The sequence below is a fragment of the Pseudomonas hormoni genome (assembly GCF_018502625.1).
GTDB classification, from domain to species: domain Bacteria; phylum Pseudomonadota; class Gammaproteobacteria; order Pseudomonadales; family Pseudomonadaceae; genus Aquipseudomonas; species Aquipseudomonas hormoni.
Genome location: NZ_CP075566.1, coordinates 4,053,422 through 4,070,605, shown reverse-complemented (window position 1 = coordinate 4,070,605; position 17,184 = coordinate 4,053,422). Strand labels below are relative to the sequence as shown.

The 17,184-nt window shown below is 60.0% G+C and carries 19 protein-coding genes and 1 pseudogene; 18 read left to right on the top strand and 2 right to left on the bottom strand.

What is annotated here, in order from left to right:
• The first annotated feature begins 16 nt into the window (after positions 1–16).
• The 9 genes and pseudogenes from KJF94_RS18955 (at position 17) to KJF94_RS18915 (ending at position 5,626) form a co-directional block, all read left to right on the top strand.
• Entirely contained in the window at positions 17–655 is a 639-nt protein-coding gene (locus KJF94_RS18955) for a MotA/TolQ/ExbB proton channel family protein (RefSeq protein WP_214377858.1), read from the top strand.
• Positions 652–1,083 (top strand): ExbD/TolR family protein, encoded by a 432-nt coding sequence (locus KJF94_RS18950; protein WP_214377856.1) that lies wholly within the window; start codon positions 652–654, stop codon positions 1,081–1,083. The genes KJF94_RS18955 and KJF94_RS18950 overlap by 4 nt, the downstream gene beginning before the upstream one ends.
• Positions 1,083–2,093 (top strand): tetraacyldisaccharide 4'-kinase, encoded by a 1,011-nt coding sequence (gene lpxK, locus KJF94_RS18945; protein WP_214377855.1) that lies wholly within the window; start codon positions 1,083–1,085, stop codon positions 2,091–2,093. Before KJF94_RS18950 ends, lpxK begins: the two co-directional genes overlap by 1 nt.
• A 23-nt stretch (positions 2,094–2,116) precedes the next feature.
• On the top strand, positions 2,117–2,302 hold the full coding sequence (locus KJF94_RS18940; protein WP_007945752.1) for a Trm112 family protein: 186 nt from the start codon (positions 2,117–2,119) through the stop codon (positions 2,300–2,302).
• On the top strand, positions 2,299–3,063 hold the full coding sequence (gene kdsB, locus KJF94_RS18935) for a 3-deoxy-manno-octulosonate cytidylyltransferase (RefSeq protein ID WP_214377853.1): 765 nt from the start codon (positions 2,299–2,301) through the stop codon (positions 3,061–3,063). Before KJF94_RS18940 ends, kdsB begins: the two co-directional genes overlap by 4 nt.
• Positions 3,063–3,527, top strand: coding sequence for a low molecular weight protein-tyrosine-phosphatase (locus tag KJF94_RS18930; protein WP_214377851.1), 465 nt, complete (start codon positions 3,063–3,065; stop codon positions 3,525–3,527). The genes kdsB and KJF94_RS18930 overlap by 1 nt, the downstream gene beginning before the upstream one ends.
• Positions 3,524–4,543: a UDP-N-acetylmuramate dehydrogenase gene (gene murB / locus KJF94_RS18925; protein ID WP_214377849.1), complete on the top strand. Its 1,020-nt coding sequence runs from the start codon at positions 3,524–3,526 to the stop codon at positions 4,541–4,543. The genes KJF94_RS18930 and murB overlap by 4 nt, the downstream gene beginning before the upstream one ends.
• An 87-nt stretch (positions 4,544–4,630) precedes the next feature.
• Positions 4,631–5,039, top strand: a pseudogene (locus KJF94_RS18920) (XdhC family protein); the annotation flags it as partial.
• The gene (locus KJF94_RS18915) at positions 5,036–5,626 is read left to right on the top strand and encodes a nucleotidyltransferase family protein (RefSeq protein WP_214377847.1); all 591 of its coding nucleotides are present in this window, start codon (positions 5,036–5,038) and stop codon (positions 5,624–5,626) included. The pseudogene KJF94_RS18920 and the gene KJF94_RS18915, both read left to right, overlap by 4 nt.
• Before the next feature lie 189 nt (positions 5,627–5,815).
• Here KJF94_RS18915 and rne read toward each other — a convergent pair whose 3' ends face one another.
• Positions 5,816–9,052: a ribonuclease E gene (rne, locus tag KJF94_RS18910; protein ID WP_214377845.1), complete on the bottom strand. Its 3,237-nt coding sequence runs from the start codon at positions 9,050–9,052 to the stop codon at positions 5,816–5,818.
• A 701-nt stretch (positions 9,053–9,753) separates the two neighbouring features.
• Between rne and rluC the strand changes: the two genes are divergently transcribed.
• The 3 genes from rluC to sppA are packed head-to-tail and all read left to right on the top strand — an operon-like array spanning position 9,754 to position 12,379.
• Positions 9,754–10,716, top strand: a complete 963-nt coding sequence (gene rluC, locus KJF94_RS18905) for a 23S rRNA pseudouridine(955/2504/2580) synthase RluC (RefSeq protein ID WP_214377843.1) — start codon at positions 9,754–9,756, stop codon at positions 10,714–10,716.
• Entirely contained in the window at positions 10,703–11,365 is a 663-nt protein-coding gene (locus KJF94_RS18900; protein ID WP_214377841.1) for an HAD-IA family hydrolase, read from the top strand. Before rluC ends, KJF94_RS18900 begins: the two co-directional genes overlap by 14 nt.
• Positions 11,366–11,389: 24 nt before the next feature.
• Positions 11,390–12,379, top strand: a complete 990-nt coding sequence (gene sppA, locus KJF94_RS18895; protein ID WP_150631735.1) for a signal peptide peptidase SppA — start codon at positions 11,390–11,392, stop codon at positions 12,377–12,379.
• 47 nt (positions 12,380–12,426) lie between these two features.
• Here sppA and KJF94_RS18890 read toward each other — a convergent pair whose 3' ends face one another.
• Positions 12,427–13,005, bottom strand: coding sequence for a Maf family protein (locus tag KJF94_RS18890; protein ID WP_214377839.1), 579 nt, complete (start codon positions 13,003–13,005; stop codon positions 12,427–12,429).
• Positions 13,006–13,110: 105 nt separating this feature from the next.
• Here KJF94_RS18890 and KJF94_RS18885 point away from each other — a divergent pair, with 105 nt between their 5' ends.
• From KJF94_RS18885 to acpP, 6 genes are all read left to right on the top strand, one after another.
• Positions 13,111–13,638: a YceD family protein gene (locus KJF94_RS18885; protein ID WP_017340114.1), complete on the top strand. Its 528-nt coding sequence runs from the start codon at positions 13,111–13,113 to the stop codon at positions 13,636–13,638.
• A 13-nt stretch (positions 13,639–13,651) separates the two neighbouring features.
• Complete coding sequence (rpmF, locus tag KJF94_RS18880; RefSeq protein WP_003179396.1) at positions 13,652–13,834, top strand: 50S ribosomal protein L32; 183 nt, start codon at positions 13,652–13,654, stop codon at positions 13,832–13,834.
• Between the two features lie 4 nt (positions 13,835–13,838).
• Positions 13,839–14,849 carry a phosphate acyltransferase PlsX gene (gene plsX, locus KJF94_RS18875; RefSeq protein WP_214377837.1) on the top strand — a complete coding sequence of 337 codons (1,011 nt, stop codon included), beginning with the start codon at positions 13,839–13,841 and terminating at the stop codon, positions 14,847–14,849.
• Positions 14,850–14,975: 126 nt separating this feature from the next.
• Positions 14,976–15,914 (top strand): ACP S-malonyltransferase, encoded by a 939-nt coding sequence (gene fabD / locus KJF94_RS18870; protein WP_214377835.1) that lies wholly within the window; start codon positions 14,976–14,978, stop codon positions 15,912–15,914.
• Positions 15,915–15,930: 16 nt separating this feature from the next.
• Positions 15,931–16,674, top strand: a complete 744-nt coding sequence (gene fabG, locus KJF94_RS18865) for a 3-oxoacyl-ACP reductase FabG (RefSeq protein WP_214377833.1) — start codon at positions 15,931–15,933, stop codon at positions 16,672–16,674.
• A 191-nt stretch (positions 16,675–16,865) separates the two neighbouring features.
• Complete coding sequence (gene acpP, locus KJF94_RS18860) at positions 16,866–17,102, top strand: acyl carrier protein (RefSeq protein ID WP_003175607.1); 237 nt, start codon at positions 16,866–16,868, stop codon at positions 17,100–17,102.
• The last annotated feature ends 82 nt before the right edge of the window (positions 17,103–17,184 follow it).

Genomic DNA, 17,184 nt, shown 5'->3' with positions numbered 1-17,184 from the left:
CGAGGGGACTGTCACTGTGTGGGAATTGGTCAAATCCGGCGGCTGGATGATGCTGCCGATCATTCTGAGTTCCATCGCGGCCATGGCGATCACCGCCGAGCGTCTCTGGACCCTGCGTGCCAGCCGTGTGACCCCGGAGCATCTGCTCGGGCAGGTCTGGGTGTGGATCAAGGACAAGCAACTCAATAAAGACAAACTCAAGGAACTGCGCGCCAACTCGCCGTTGGGCGAGATCCTGGCGGCGGGCCTGGCCAACTCCAGGCATGGTCGCGAGATCATGAAGGAGTGCATCGAAGAGGCCGCTGCGCGAGTGATTCACGAGCTCGAACGCTACATCAACGCCCTCGGCACCATCGCCGCGATGGCGCCGTTGCTGGGGCTGTTGGGCACGGTGTTGGGCATGATCGATATTTTCAGCGCGTTCATGGGCTCGGGCATGACCACCAACGCCGCGGTGCTGGCCGGTGGTATTTCCAAGGCGCTGATTACCACGGCTGCGGGCCTGATGGTCGGTATCCCGTCAGTGTTCTTCCACCGTTTCCTGCAACGCCGGATCGATGAGCTGGTGGTGGGCATGGAGCAGGAAGCGATCAAACTGGTCGAGGTGGTGCAGGGTGACCGTGACGTGGACCTGTCCGAGGGCAAAAGAGCGTGAAATTTCGCCGCAAGCAACGGGAGAATGTGGACATCAACCTCGCGTCGCTGATCGACGTGGTGTTTATCCTGCTGCTGTTTTTCGTCGTGACCACCACCTTCACCCGTGAAACCCAGTTACGCGTCGATCTGCCGGAAGCGGTCAGTGGTTCGCCTGCCGAAGACCAGCAGGTCAAACATCTGGATGTCGCCATCAGTGCCGAAGGCGTGTTCTCGGTGAACAATCAGGTCTTGCAGAAGAACGACCTGACCACGCTCATGGAAGCGTTGCAGAAAGAGTCCAGCGGCGACACCAATCTACCGTTGTCCATCAGTGCGGACGGCAAGACTCAACATCAGTCGGTCATCACCGCGATGGATGCCGCCGGCAAACTCGGTTTCAGTCACTTGCGCATGACCACAGTCGAGGCGGCGCCGCCCGCGCCCTGATGGCCATGTCCGATCGCTTGCTCGCCGCGTGGTACGACGGTCATCCGGCCCTGAAGTTATTGCAGCCACTGGAGTGGCTGTATCGGCGCGTGGTCATGAACAAGCGCAAACGCTTTCTGGCGGGTGAGGGCGAGATTTATCAGTCGCCGGTGCCGTTGATCGTCGTCGGCAACATCACCGTGGGCGGTACGGGCAAGACACCGCTGATTCTGTGGATGATCCAGCATTGCCAGCGCAGCGGTTTGCGGGTCGGCGTGGTCAGCCGCGGCTATGGCGCCAAACCGCCGCAACTGCCATGGCGCGTCGAGGCCGAGCAAAGCGCCGATGTGGCGGGCGATGAACCGCTGTTGATCGTCCAGCGCACCGGCGTGCCGTTGATGATCGACCCGGACCGCAGCAGCGCCGTCAAAGCGCTGTTGGCGAGCGAACCACTGGACCTGATCCTGTCCGATGACGGCATGCAGCATTACCGGTTGGCGCGGGACCTTGAATTGGTGTTGATCGACGCCGCCCGTGGCCTGGGCAACAAACGTTGCCTGCCTGCCGGGCCGTTGCGCGAGCCGGCAGAACGCCTGCAAAGCGTTGACGCGGTGCTGTACAACGGCGCCACCAATGATCGCGACAACGGTTTTGCCTTTCAACTGCAACCCACCGAACTGGTCAATCTGCACAGCGGTGAACGCCGTCCCCTCGATCACTTCCCCGCAGGCCAGGCGCTGCACGCCGTGGCCGGTATCGGCAATCCGCAGCGTTTCTTCACGACCCTCGAAACGCTACACTGGCAGCCAGTCCCGCATGCGTTTGCCGACCACGCCGAATACAGCGTGCAGGCCTTGAATTTCACACCGTCATTGCCGTTGGTGATGACCGAAAAGGACGCGGTGAAGTGCCGTGCCTTCGCCGCCGCCGATTGGTGGTACCTGGCGGTCGATGCTGCGCCATCGCCGGCCTTCGTGGCCTGGTTCGATACGCAGCTGATGCGCCTGTTGCCGGCTCGTCTTTTGCCTTAAACCGTTTTATCCAGGGAATGCTCATGGACACCAAATTGCTCGACATCCTCGCTTGCCCGGTCTGCAAAGGCCCGCTCAAGCTCAGCGCCGACAAAACCGAGCTGATCAGCAAGGGCGCCGGCCTGGCGTACCCGATTCGCGACGGCATCCCGGTGATGCTCGAAACCGAAGCCCGCACCCTGACCACTGACGAGCGTCTGGATAAATGACCACAGCCTTTACCGTTGTCATACCATCGCGTTACGCCTCCACCCGCCTGCCGGGTAAACCGCTGCTGCTGATCGCCGGCAAGCCGATGATCCAGCACGTCTGGGAACAGGCGAGCAAAAGCAGCGCCGAGCGCGTGGTGGTTGCCACCGACGATGCGCGCATTGTCGAGGCGTGCAACGCGTTTGGCGCTGAAGTGGTGATGACCCGCGAAGATCACAACTCCGGAACGGACCGCCTGGCCGAAGTCGCCGCAAAACTCGGTTTGGCGCCTGACGCCATCGTGGTCAACGTTCAGGGTGACGAACCGCTGATCCCGCCGAGCGTGATCGATCAGGTTGCTGCCAACCTGGCCGCCCACACCGAAGCGCGCATGGCCACATTGGCCGAGCCGATCGAAGACGTTGAAACCCTGTTCAATCCCAACGTGGTCAAGGTCGTCAGCGACCTCAACGGCCTGGCGCTGACGTTCAGTCGCGCGACGTTGCCGTGGGCCCGGGATGCGTTCGCGAAAAATCGCGAAGTGCTGCCGCAAGGCGTGCCGTATCGCCGCCATATCGGCATTTATGCCTACCGCGCCGGTTTCCTGCATGACTTCGTCAGTTGGGGCCCATGCTGGCTGGAAAACACCGAATCCCTGGAGCAACTGCGTGCGCTGTGGCACGGCGTGCGAATTCACGTCGCCGACGCATTGATCGCGCCGCCCACTGGCGTCGACACGGTCGAAGACCTCGAGCGCGTTCGTCGCCTGCTGGAGGTCTGATGCGGGTTCTGTTCGTCTGTCTGGGCAACATCTGCCGTTCACCGACGGCCGAAGGCGTGCTGCGGCATAAACTGCGGGAAGCGGGGCTGGCCGATCAGGTCGAAGTGGCCTCCGCCGGCACCGGTGACTGGCACGTCGGCAGGGCGCCGGACAAACGCAGCCAGGCCGCGGCCAGGCTGCGCGGTTACGACCTGTCCGCCCAGCGCGCCCAGCAAGTGACCCGCGCCGATTTCGCCACCTACGACCTGATCCTGGCGATGGACCACAGCAACCTGCGCAACCTCGAGGCCCTGCAACCCGCCAGGGGCAAGGCGGAGCTGGACCTGTTCCTGCGTCGCTACCAGTCAGACGTCGATGAAGTGCCGGACCCGTACCACGATGGTGACCAAGGCTTCGAGCACGTGCTGGATCTGATCGAGCGCGCGACCGACCTGCTGGTGATCGAATTGAAGGGCCGGGTATGAGTTTGCAGGTTCAACCCCGGGTTTCGCTCAAACCGTTCAATACCTTTGGCGTGGACGTTCAGGCGCGTTTGTTTGCCGAAGCCCGCAGCGATGCCGACGTGCGTGAGGCGCTGGCCTATGCGGCGGAGCATGACGTGCCGCTGCTGGTGATTGGCGGTGGCAGCAATCTGCTGCTGACCGCCGATATCCAGTCGCTGGTGCTGCGCATGGCGACACGCGGAATTCGTATTCTGAGCGACGACGGCAGCAAGGTCGTGATCGAAGCCGAGGCCGGCGAGCCTTGGCATCCGTTCGTGCAACACACGCTGGCGCAGGGTTTGTCGGGGCTGGAAAACCTCAGCCTGATCCCCGGCACCGTTGGCGCGGCACCGATGCAGAACATCGGTGCCTACGGTGTGGAGATCAAGGACGTGTTCGCCGGCCTGACCGCTCTGGATCGCCAGACCGGCGAGTTGCGGGACTTCACGCTGGCCGAGTGCAACTTCGCTTATCGCGACAGCTTGTTCAAACAGGAGCCGGGACGCTGGTTGATTCTTCGCGTTCGTTTCGCCCTGGACCGCGCCGCGCACCTGCATCTGGAATACGGCCCGGTGCGCCAGCGCCTGACCGAGCAGGGTATCGATCACCCGACCGCCACCGACGTCAGCCAGGCGATTTGCAGCATCCGCAATGAAAAGCTCCCGGATCCGGCAGTGCTCGGTAATGCCGGCAGTTTCTTCAAGAATCCCTTGGTCTCGGCTGCGCTGGTCGCTCAGCTCAAAGGCGAGTACCCGGAACTGGTGGCTTACGCGCAACCCGATGGGCAGATGAAACTGGCTGCGGGCTGGCTGATAGAGCGGGCAGGTTGGAAAGGTTTCCGCGAGGCCGACGCAGGCGTGCATAAATTGCAGGCGCTGGTGCTGGTCAACTACGGGGCCGCGACTGGCCTGCAGTTGTTGAACCTGGCGCAGCGCATTCAAAAAGACATTTCCGAACGTTTCCATGTCGACCTGGAAATGGAGCCCAATCGGTATTGAAGCAACGCTTTCAAGACTGATCTCAAAGCCCTGCACATCTTCGATTGTGCAGGGCTTTGTTGTTAATGCTGGATTACTTAGCCACCGCTGATCTGCGACCCACGTACCGAATTCGTTCACGGCTGGGAAGAACGGCATGGTCGCTTTGTCCCTGGCATGCCGGACGAAGCGGTGCAGAACATTCAAACCGACGAACGCACGGCCATCGTCGCGCTGACCCACGATCCGCGCCTGGATGACATGGCGTTGCTCACGGCCCTCGACTCCTGGGCCTTTTATGTCGGCGCGCTGGGCTCGCGGGTCAACGAAGCGCCGGGATAACCTGGCTCAGCTAGGCTTGTCACAAGAGGCCATCGAGCGCTTGCACGGGCCGATCGGTCTGCACATCGGCAGCCATTCCCCGGCGGAAATCGCCTTATCGCTGCTGGCCGAAATCGTGGCGATCAAGAACGGCGTCGAGCTGAAACAGAAGAAGCCGTTGCGGGAGGAGGTATGAGTGAGCCAATCGGCGCCATCGTGTTGGCGGCAGGGCAGGGCAACCGGTTTCGGCAGGTGGCGGGGACCGATAAGGATAAGTTGTTGGCGGACTGTACGGGACGCGATGGCGCTGTTCGTTCGGTGATCGAGCAGGTGCTGGTGAGTTTGCCGCCCACACTGGCGAAACGTGTGCTGGTGACGACCGAAGATCGCCCGCAAGTGGCTCGTATGGCTCAGGCGTATGGTTTCGAGATTGTGCTGATCGACTCGACCGGCATGGGCGACAGCATTGCGGCTGGGGTGGCGGCGTGTCCGCAGCTCGGTGGGTGGTTGATTGTGTTGGGTGATATGCCGTTTATTTTGCCGTCGAGTATTGATCGGGTGGTGGCGGGGATTGCTGATGATGGGATCAGTGTTCCGGTGGTCAATGGCGAGTATGGACATCCGGTGGGTTTCGGACGTTCGTTCGGACCGGGATTGATGGCGTTGTCCGGAGATCGTGGGGCCAAGCCGTTGTTTGCGCAGGGACGAGTATTGGAAGTGACAGTGAATGATCCCGGTGTGTTGTGGGACGTGGACGTGCCTGAGGCGTTGGTCTTCGCCTGATAGATCGCCATCGCGGGCAAGCCACGCTCCCACAGGTTTTGTGTCGATCATGATTTCTGTGAGCGACACAAAACCTGTGGGAGCGTGGCTTGCCCGCGAAGAACGATAACGCGGTCTACCTGTTTAAATACCGACATAAAAAAAGCCCCGCCTGGATCACCAGGCGGGGCTTTCTAGTGGCCGATGGAATCAGGCGAGGGGTTTAGGCTCGTGCTCTTTTTCCAGGGCTTGCTCGTGTTGCTCTACCGCTTCCTGAACGGAGCGCGGTGCTTCGTCGATCACGGACTCAACCGGCTCGGCAGTGACTTCAGCAGCCGGGGCAGGAGCAGCCTCGACGACTTCAGCCACAACCGGTGCCACTTCGACAGCGACCGGAGCAGCAGCGGCAGCCAGTTCGGCTTCCTTCTGCAGGCGCTCTTCTTCACGCTTGCGACGACGCACTTCACGCGGGTCGTTCGGCGCGCGGCCACTTGGCGTCAGGGCGCTGACAGGAGCGGCTTCAACGGCGGGTGCAGCCACTTCAGCGACAACCGGCGCTTCAACCACTGGAGCGGGTTCGGCAGCAGCCACAACTGGCTCGGAAACCATGGCTTCAGTCGTCTCGCTCTCAGCGACTGGCGCTGGAGCTGGCGTTTCGGCAACAGCTGGCTCGGCAACCCAGTTGAACGCGGTTTGCTCTTCGCGAACTTCACGAACCGTTTCGGTCACGGTTTCAGCAACCGGTTCTGCAACCACGGCAGGCGCTTCAGCAACGAAGGTCGGTTCAGCGGCAGCTTCGACTTCAGGCTGTGCTTCACGAACCGGAGCCACTTCGATTTCCGGAGCGGCAGTGACTTCTACAGGCGTGGTCGCTTCAACGACTGGCGCTTCTACTGGAGCGGTTTCCAGTGTGGCAGCAGTGGCGCGTTCGGCTTGCTCGTTGGCTTGTGCTTCAGCCGGAGCGCTGATCACGCTGCTGGCAACGGCTGCGGTTACAGCCAGGCCGGCGGCCAGATCGGCAGCGCTTGGCGCTTCGCGGCTTTCGCCAGCTTCGCTACCTTCGGCAGATTCCGATTCTTCCGAACCTTCGATCACGTTGCCGTTGGCATCGCGTTGACGCTCGCGACGGTTGCTGCGACGACGCTGGCCACGGGAGCGGCGGCGTGGACGATCGCCTTCGGCGCCTTCCTGACCGTCTTCCTGCAGTTGCTCTTCGTTGCCGGTCAGCTCTTCTTCGGCAACAGCGGCAGCGGCTTGCTCTGCACGTGGTTGACGCTCTTCACGCGGTGGACGTGGAGCACGCTCTTCGCGTGGTTGACGAGCTGGACGCTCTTCAGCGGTAGCTGCAGCGGCCGGAGCGGTGGCATCCAGAGGTTCACGCAGTTCACGAACGCGTTCTTCACGCTCGCCACGTGGCTTGCGATCTTCGCGAGGCGCGCGCGGTGCACGTTCTTCACCGCGCGGAGCACGTTCTTCACGAGGGGCACGTGGAGCGCGTTCTTCGCGAGCGACTGCCGGGGTTTCTTCGCGGGCTTCGCGTGGTGCGCGTTCTTCACGCGGTGCGCGTTCTTCACGCGGTGCACGTTCCTCGCGAGGCTTGCGTTCTTCATCGCGGCGACCGTTACGGTTGCGGCTCTGCTGACGACCGTTGCGACGCTCTTCGTTACGCGCCGGACGCTCGGTGGTCGCCGGTTTTTCAACCACAACCGGAGCGGCAGGCTCTTCTTTGGTAGCGAACAGGCTGACCAGCGACTTCACCAGGCCTTTGAACAGGCTTGGCTCTGGCGCGACGGCCGGTGCGGCAACAGGTGCGGCAGCGACGACTTCGGTCGGAACCGGAGCGTTGGCGCGGGCCGGAGCGGTCTTGACTGCGGCTTCCTGGCGAACCAGGGTGCGGGTCGCAGCGGCTGGCTGGACTTCTTCGACTTCGGCAGCGGCCGCAGCGATTTCGTAGCTGGACTGGTTGATGCTGGCTTCCGGGCTGTCATCACGCAGACGCTGAACTTCGAAGTGCGGCGTTTCGAGGTGATCGTTCGGCAGAATGACGATGCGGGCACGGGTGCGCAGTTCGATCTTGGTGATCGAGTTGCGTTTTTCGTTGAGCAGGAAGGCTGCAACCGGAATCGGCACTTGTGCGCGAACTTCGGCGGTGCGGTCTTTCAGGGCTTCTTCTTCGATCAGGCGCAGGATCGCCAGCGACAGCGATTCAACGTCACGGATGATGCCGGTGCCGTTGCAACGCGGGCAAACGATGCCGCTGCTTTCGCCGAGCGATGGACGCAGGCGCTGACGGGACATTTCCAGCAGGCCGAAGCGCGAGATGCGACCGACTTGCACGCGAGCGCGGTCGGCTTCCAGGCATTCGCGGACTTTCTCTTCCACGGCGCGCTGGTTCTTGGCAGGGGTCATGTCGATGAAGTCGATGACGATCAGGCCGCCGATGTCGCGCAAGCGCAACTGACGGGCGATTTCTTCGGCGGCTTCAAGGTTGGTCTGCAGGGCGGTTTCTTCGATGTCGCTGCCTTTGGTGGCGCGCGCCGAGTTGATGTCGATGGACACCAGGGCTTCGGTCGGATCGATGACGATGGAGCCGCCGGAAGGCAGTTCAACGACGCGCTGGAAAGCGGTCTCGATCTGGCTTTCGATCTGGAAACGGTTGAACAGCGGAACGCTGTCTTCATACAGCTTGATCTTGCTGGCGTACTGCGGCATCACCTGGCGAATGAAGGTCAGGGCTTCGTCCTGGGCTTCAACGCTGTCGATCAGCACTTCGCCGATGTCCTGGCGCAGGTAATCGCGGATGGCGCGGATGATCACGTTGCTTTCCTGGTAGATCAGGAATGGCGCGGAGCGATCCAGCGAGGCTTCTTTGATGGCGGTCCAGAGTTGCAGCAGGTAATCGAGGTCCCACTGCATTTCTTCGCTGCTGCGGCCAAGGCCGGCAGTGCGAACGATCAGACCCATGTCGGCCGGGGCAACCAGACCGTTCAGGGCTTCACGCAGTTCGTTGCGCTCTTCACCTTCGATGCGACGGGAGATACCGCCGGCACGCGGGTTGTTCGGCATCAGTACCAGATAACGACCGGCCAGGCTGATGAAGGTGGTCAGGGCGGCGCCCTTGTTGCCACGTTCTTCTTTTTCGACCTGAACGATGACTTCCTGGCCTTCGCTCAGGACGTCCTTGATGTTGACGCGGCCTTCAGGGGCTTTCTTGAAGTATTCGCGGGAGATTTCTTTGAGGGGCAGGAAGCCGTGGCGCTCGGAGCCGAAATCGACAAAGGCAGCCTCAAGGCTTGGTTCGATGCGAGTAATCCGGCCTTTATAGATGTTGGCCTTCTTCTGCTCGCGTGCACCGGATTCGATGTCCAGGTCGTAGAGGCGTTGGCCATCTACCAGTGCAACACGCAACTCTTCGGGTTGAGTTGCGTTAATCAGCATTCTTTTCATGTAGTACCGTCGGTTTCCGGGCTGCCGGAAACGGCGTTCGGCACACACGACTTCTCACGGTCGGTGTCAGGTGCGTCGGGAGTGGTTGGCCATTCCCGTGTCCAGCGAAGTCCGGCCAATGTGGGCCTTCGTCGCGACGTACGCGTCCTGCTTGCTGTGGCTACTTAAGCACTCAGTCAGGAGGAGGAATCAACCGGCGGCTGTGGACGAGATGAAGCGTCTTGATAAAGCCTATTGCTACACAGTCCAGCGGTTGTGCATCTCCACCCTACACGTATCCCTGATAATTCGGGTGCTGCCGCGCGCAGAATCCGCAGCGGGTTGGCATTTACCGTGAGCTCCGAAAGGGGAGGTCACGCATCATGGCTAATTTAGGCGGTGTTTCCGAAGCGTTCGCTCGGGGTCATTCGCAGCTGACTGCACTTTGTGAACTGGCCGTGAATATTGGCTCGCGAAGCGAGTGAAAACTCTGCTTTGCGGCGTGATTCAGGCCTTATGTCACCTGCGCTCGTTACACCTGCAAACTCCACCGTTACGTAGCGAAAGCCCCGTAGGACGGCCTCGCGTCCTGGTGAATTGCATTGGTCAGGGCCGGTTTTTGACCGTTTGTCCGCTGTCCAGGCCGCTTTTGGCGGCGTTCGCGACTATAGCAGTAATGATTAAGTGCTTCAATTCCATAAAAAATTGATATCATCCGCGCCATGACGACTACTGCCCCCTCGACCCCAGCCGTACAACTGCTTGAGGTCTCGCCGGAATATGCCGGCCAACGTATTGATAACTTCCTTCTCGCTCGGCTCAAAGGCGTGCCCAAGACCTTGATTTACCGCATTTTGCGCAAGGGCGAAGTGCGGGTGAACAAAGGTCGGATCAAGCCCGAATACAAGCTGCAGGCGGGCGATATCGTGCGCGTGCCGCCGGTTCGCGTGCCGGAGCGCGACGAGCCGGTGCCGCTGGCCCAGGGTCTGCTGCAACGCCTTGAAGCCTCGATTGTCTTTGAAGACAAGGCGCTGATCGTGATCAACAAGCCTTGCGGCATTGCGGTTCACGGAGGCAGCGGCCTGACTTACGGAGTGATCGAAGCCTTTCGTCAGTTGCGTCCGGATTGCAAGGAGCTCGAGCTGGTTCACCGTCTCGACCGTGACACCTCCGGCCTGCTGATGATCGCCAAGAAGCGCAGCATGCTGCGTCACTTGCACACGGCATTGCGCGGAGATGGCGTCGATAAGCGCTATATGGCGCTGGTCCGCGGTAACTGGGCGGCCTCGATCAAGCAAGTTCGTGCGTCGCTCGGCAAGAGCAATCTGCGCTCCGGCGAGCGCATGGTCGAGGTCGATGAGGAGGAGGGCAAGGAGTCTGTGACCGTGTTCAAGGTCCTGCGTCGATTCGGCGACTTTGCCACCCTGATCGAAGCCAAGCCGATCACTGGCCGCACTCACCAGATCCGCGTTCACACCCTGCACGCCGGGCACTGCATTGCTGGCGACACCAAGTACGGCGACGACGATTTCAGCAAGGAAATCCGCGATCTGGGCGGCAAGCGCCTGTTTCTGCACGCCTACATGCTGACCGTGCCGTTGCCCGATGGCAGCGAGCTCAAGTTACAGGCGCCTGTCGACGAGATGTGGGCCAAAACCGTGGAGCGCCTGAGTGCACCCCTCTGATTACAAGCTGCTGATTTTCGATTGGGACGGCACTCTCGCCGACTCCATTGGTCGGATTGTCGAGGCGATGCACGTCGCGTCCGAACGCTCCGGCTTCCAGTTGCGCGATGATTTTGCCGTCAAAGGCATCATCGGGCTGGGTCTTCCGGAGGCCATTCGTACGTTGTATCCGGAAATCGGCGACAACGAGCTGATAGCTTTCCGTCAGCACTATGCCGATCACTACATCGCCTCGGAAGCCGTACCTTCTCCGTTGTTTGAAGGGGTAGTCGAGTCGATGGAGGCGTTTCGCGCCGAGGGTTATCACTTGGCGGTAGCGACCGGCAAGGCGCGTCGCGGGCTGGATCGCGTGCTGAAGGCGCACGGTTGGGACGATTATTTCGACATCACCCGCGCGGCCGACGAAACAGCCAGCAAGCCCCATCCGCTGATGCTTGAGCAGATCCTCGCTCATTGCGAAGTTCGCCCGGAGCAAGCGTTGATGGTCGGTGATTCGTCCTTCGACCTGCAGATGGCGCGCAATGCCGGCATGGGTTCGGTGGCGGTCAGCTACGGCGCGCAATCGATCGAGGCGCTGAAGCTGTTCGAACCGGCGCTGGCCATCGATCGTTTTTCAGAATTGCATGCCTGGCTGAATCAGCGGGCCTAATAGATTTTTGCTGGGGTAGATGTCATGACCGACGAATGGAAGGCGCCCGCCAAGGCGAGTGCGGAGAGCGGTGACGAGAAGAGCTGGAAGCTGTTGGAGAAGACCCTGCTGGCCAGTGTCCAGGAGCAACGCCGGTCGCGGCGTTGGGGGATTTTCTTCAAGCTGCTGACCTTTGTGTATCTGTTTGGCGCGCTGATTCTGTTCACGCCGCTGATGGATATGGAAAAGGCCGCGACCCGCAGCGCCAATTACACCGCGCTGATCGACGTGACGGGCATGATCGCCGACAAGGAGCCCGCCAGCGCTGACAATATCGTCGGCAGCCTGCGTGCGGCCTTCGAGGATGAAAAGGTCAAGGGCGTCATTCTGCGCATCAACAGTCCGGGCGGCAGTCCGGTGCAGTCGGGTTACGTTTATGACGAGATCCGCCGGTTGCGTGGCTTGCACCCGGATACCAAGGTTTACGCGGTGATCTCCGACCTGGGTGCTTCCGGCGCTTATTACATCGCCAGTGCGGCGGATCAGATCTACGCCGACAAGGCGAGTCTGGTGGGCTCCATTGGTGTGACGGCGGCGGGTTACGGGTTTGTCGGTACCATGGAGAAGCTGGGTGTCGAGCGTCGGACCTACACGTCTGGCGAGCACAAGTCGTTCCTTGATCCGTTCCAGCCGCAAAAGCCTGAGGAGACTCAGTTCTGGCAGGGCGTCCTCGATACGACGCACCAGCAGTTCATCAGCAGCGTCAAGAAGGGTCGTGGCGATCGCCTCAAGGACAAGGAGCATCCGGAGCTGTTCTCCGGGTTGGTCTGGTCCGGTGAGCAGGCGCTGCCTCTGGGGCTGATCGATGGTCTGGGTAATGCCAGTTCGGTGGCGCGTGATGTGATCGGTGAAAAAGAGCTGGTGGACTTCACCGTTCAGGAGTCGCCGTTCGATCGCTTCTCGAAGAAACTTGGCGCCAGTGTGGCTGAGCAGTTGGCGATGTGGATGGGTTTTCACGGTCCGTCACTGCGCTGATCTTCTGCCTGCATAAAAAACCGGCCCTCGTGGCCGGTTTTTTGTGTTCAGGGGATTTGCACGCCTTCATTCAGTAGCATGTCGATCAGGCGAATCAGCGGCAGGCCGATCAGGCTGGTAGCGTCAGGGCCTTCCGTGCTTTGAAACAAGCTCACCCCCAAACCTTCGGCCTTGAAGCTGCCAGCGCAATCGTAGGGTTGTTCGGCGCGCAGGTAGCGTTCGATGCGTGCGGTGTCGAGTACGCGCATGTGTACGGTGAATGGCACGCAGTCGACCTGGCAGTGTCCGGTCTGGCTATTGAGCAGGGCGAGGCCGGTCAGGAAGGTCACGCTGGCGCCGCTGGAAGCCTGTAGCTGTTCGCGGGCCTTTTCGAAGGTGTGGGGCTTGCCGATTATCCTGTCGCCGAGTACTGCGACCTGGTCGGAGCCGATGATCAGATGAACGGGGTGGCTGCCGGCAAGGGCTTGGGCCTTTTCCTTCGCGAGGCGCTTTACCAGCTCGATGGCGGGTTCTCCTGGTCGATGACTTTCATCGATATCAGGCGAGCTGCAGGTGAATGGCAGCTGCAAGCGGGCCAGCAATTCCCGGCGATATACCGAGCTTGAAGCGAGTAATAAAGGCAGCATGCGCATCTCCAGAAGACAGGCGCGAATTCTAGCGAGGCTTCCAGGTGACGGACAGGGCTGAATTTCCTTTGACATGGCCGGGTGCATCCCTATAATGCTGCGCCTATGTTGAATGACCCGATTCCACCTCACGTTGACCCGCGCAAATTGGCTGACCGTGGCACCACCCTTCAAGGTGAACTGCTGCTGGCCGATTTGGAGAGACTCTGCGACCCGCTTTCCGACACTGTCGGTACGGTGCAGGCTAAATTCGTTTTTGAACGAGATGAACGTAAGTCTGTGGTAATCCACAGTTTTATCGACACCGAAGTCAAAATGGTTTGCCAGCGTTGTCTTGAGCTGGTCACCCTGCCGATCCACAGCGAATGCAGTTATGCTGTGGTGAAGGAGGGTGCGAATACCCAGTCGTTGCCGAAAGGTTATGACGTGCTGGAACTGGGCGAAGATCCATTGGATCTGCAGTCACTGATCGAGGAGGAGCTTCTGCTCGCCTTGCCCATTGTGCCTGCTCATCATCCGGAAGAATGCCAGCAGCCGGGGGGTCTCGAAGAGGCCGAACCGAGCGAGGACGAGGTAACGCGGTCCAACCCGTTCAGTGTATTGGCGCAGTTAAAGCGTGACCCAAACGTTTAGGAGTTAATCAATTATGGCTGTTCAGCAGAACAAAAAATCCCGCTCTGCCCGTGACATGCGTCGTTCGCACGACGCTCTCGAGGCTAGCACCCTGTCTGTAGAAAAAACCACTGGTGAAGTTCACCTGCGTCACCACGTATCGCCAGAAGGCGTATACCGTGGCCGTAAAGTGATCGACAAGGGCGCTGACGAGTAATCACTTGTCCGCTCAAGTCATCGCGATTGACGCAATGGGCGGGGACTTCGGTCCCCGCAGCATTGTTCAGGCCAGCCTTGCTTGTCTGAATGCTACGCCCTCGCTGCACCTGACCCTTGTCGGTCAACCCTCCCTTCTTGAAGAATTGATCGCTGGCCAATCGGCTGTGGATCGCTCGCGCCTGTCGATTGCACCGGCATCCGAAGTCATCACAATGGACGAAAAGCCTGCCCAGGCGTTGCGCGGCAAGCCCGATTCGTCAATGCGTGTGGCGCTCGAGTTGCTGCGTGACGGCAAGGTTCAGGCCTGCGTCAGCGCCGGCAATACCGGCGCGCTGATGGCTTTGTCGCGGTTTGTGCTCAAGACTTTGCCGGGCATTGATCGGCCGGCCATGGTCGCGGCGATTCCGACGCAGAAGGGCTATTGCCAGTTGCTCGATCTGGGCGCCAACGTCGATTGCAGTGCCGAGCATCTGCTGCAGTTTGCGGTGATGGGGTCGGTGGCGGCAGAAACCCTCGGTATCGTTCGCCCGCGTGTTGCGTTGCTGAACATTGGCACCGAAGACATCAAGGGCAATCAGCAGGTCAAGCTGGCGGCGACTTTGTTGCAAAGTGCTCGCGGCATCAATTACATCGGTTTTGTCGAAGGTGACGGCTTGTACCGGGGCGAGGCGGATGTGGTGGTGTGCGACGGCTTTGTCGGCAATATCCTGCTCAAGTCCAGCGAAGGGTTGGCGACCATGATCTCCGGTCGCATCGAAGCCCTGTTCAAAAAAAACGTTGCATCAAAAATAATTGGCGCAATGGCGTTGCCACTGATGAAACGCCTGCAAGCGGACCTGGCGCCCGCGCGGCATAACGGTGCAAGCTTCCTGGGTTTGCAGGGCATTGTGGTGAAAAGTCACGGTTCTGCAGGGGTTCAGGGTTTTCAGAGTGCCATCTCGCGAGCCTTGATCGAGATTCAGGAAAACCTGCCGGAACGGATTCACGGTCGTCTGGAGGATTTGTTGCTTTAGGCATTTTCGTCGGACAATGCTTAAATGTGACCGCTCAGTTCAATTGGCCATCCAAACTGTCAGTTTCTTGCGTCCCCCAAGCGGGACGTCAATTCTCCGACGACAAGATCATTAGGGGCTTGTTACATGTCTGCTTCCCTCGCATTCGTCTTTCCAGGACAGGGTTCGCAGTCCCTCGGCATGCTGGCCGAGTTGGGCGCGCAACATCCTGTAGTCCTTGAAACATTCAAAGAAGCATCCGACGCTCTCGGTTACGATCTGTGGGCACTGACCCAACAGGGGCCGGAAGAGCAACTCAATCAAACCGATAAAACCCAGCCGGCCATTCTGACCGCCTCGATCGCCTTGTGGCGTCTGTGGCTGGCGGAAGGTGGTGCGCGTCCGGCTTATGTTGCCGGTCATAGCCTGGGCGAATACAGCGCGCTGGTGGCTGCGGGCAGCCTGAGTCTGGGCGACGCCGTCAAACTGGTTGAGCGTCGTGGTCAGCTGATGCAGGAAGCCGTTCCGGCCGGGCAGGGCGGCATGGCTGCCATTCTCGGTCTGGACGATGCCGACGTACTGGCAGCCTGTGCCGAAGCGGCGCAGGGCGAAGTGGTCAGCGCGGTGAATTTCAACTCGCCAGGCCAGGTGGTAATCGCCGGTGCCAAGGCTGCGGTCGAGCGTGCCATCGAAGGCTGCAAGGCGCGTGGTGCCAAGCGCGCCATGCCGTTGCCGGTCAGCGTGCCGTCCCACTGCGAGCTGATGCGTCCAGCGGCCGAACGTTTTGCCGAGTCGATCGCTGCGATCAACTGGCAGGAACCACAGATCCCTGTGGTACAAAACGTCAGCGCGAACGTGCCGGCCGATCTCGAAACCCTCAAGCGCGATCTGCTTGAACAGCTCTACAAGCCTGTGCGCTGGGTCGAATCGGTCCAGGCACTGGCTGCCAAGGGCGCGACCCAACTGGTCGAATGCGGTCCTGGCAAAGTGCTGGCCGGCTTGAACAAGCGCTGCGCCGAAGGCGTGTCGACATCCAACCTCAATACCCCAGACGCCTTTGCTGCCGCCCGCGCAGCGCTGGCCTGAATCAGGAGAAGCTTGCATGAGTCTGCAAGGTAAAGTTGCACTGGTCACCGGTGCGAGCCGCGGTATCGGCCAGGCCATCGCCCTGGAACTGGGTCGTCAGGGTGCCATCGTTGTGGGCACCGCGACATCCGCTTCGGGTGCCGAACGCATAGCCGCTACCCTGAAGGAAAACGGTATTCAAGGCACTGGCCTTGAACTCGATGTCACCAGCGACGAATCCGTTGCGGCGGTGCTGGCGAGCATCCAGGAGCAGTTCGGTGCGCCGGCGATCCTGGTCAACAATGCCGGTATCACCCGCGATAACCTGATGATGCGCATGAAAGATGACGAATGGCATGACGTCGTCGATACCAACCTGAACAGTCTGTTCCGGCTGTCCAAGGGCGTTTTACGCGGCATGACCAAAGCCCGTTGGGGACGAATTATCAGTATTGGCTCGGTAGTGGGTGCCATGGGCAACGCAGGCCAAGTAAACTACGCTGCCGCCAAGGCAGGCCTGGAAGGTTTCAGTCGTGCCCTGGCGCGTGAAGTCGGTTCGCGTTCGATTACGGTAAACTCGGTGGCCCCTGGGTTCATCGACACCGATATGACCCGCGAACTGCCCGAGGCACAGCGTGAAGCCTTGCAGACGCAAATTCCGCTGGGCCGTCTGGGGCAAGCTCAAGAGATCGCGTCTGTGGTCGCTTTTCTTGCGTCCGACGGTGCGGCTTACGTTACTGGGGCTACAATCCCGGTGAACGGCGGGATGTACATGAGTTAAATGTGACGGATTGCTTCAAAAAAATGTCATACGAGCTGTCTAAAATCCGTTATAAAGCTGCAATCTATTTATAGGCAGAGGGCTACAGGGTTTGAGGAGTGAAGCTTTCAGTTGAAAAACTGAAAAGTCTTTCTATACACTTACCCACTGGCCAGCTGCCTGAATTTGTCCATTAGGAGTGAAAACAAGGTATGAGCACCATCGAAGAGCGCGTCAAGAAAATCGTTGCCGAGCAACTGGGCGTTAAAGAAGAAGAAGTGGTCAACACTGCTTCCTTCGTTGAAGACCTGGGTGCCGACTCCCTTGACACCGTTGAGCTGGTGATGGCTCTGGAAGAGGAATTCGAGACCGAAATCCCTGACGAAGAAGCTGAGAAGATCACTACTGTACAAGCTGCAATCGACTACGTTACTAGCCACCAGGCGTAATAGTTTGTAATCGTTGCTTGCTGTCATGGAAAAACCGCACTGCCATCATGGCGTGCGGTTTTTTCTTTAGGCCTGATGCAAA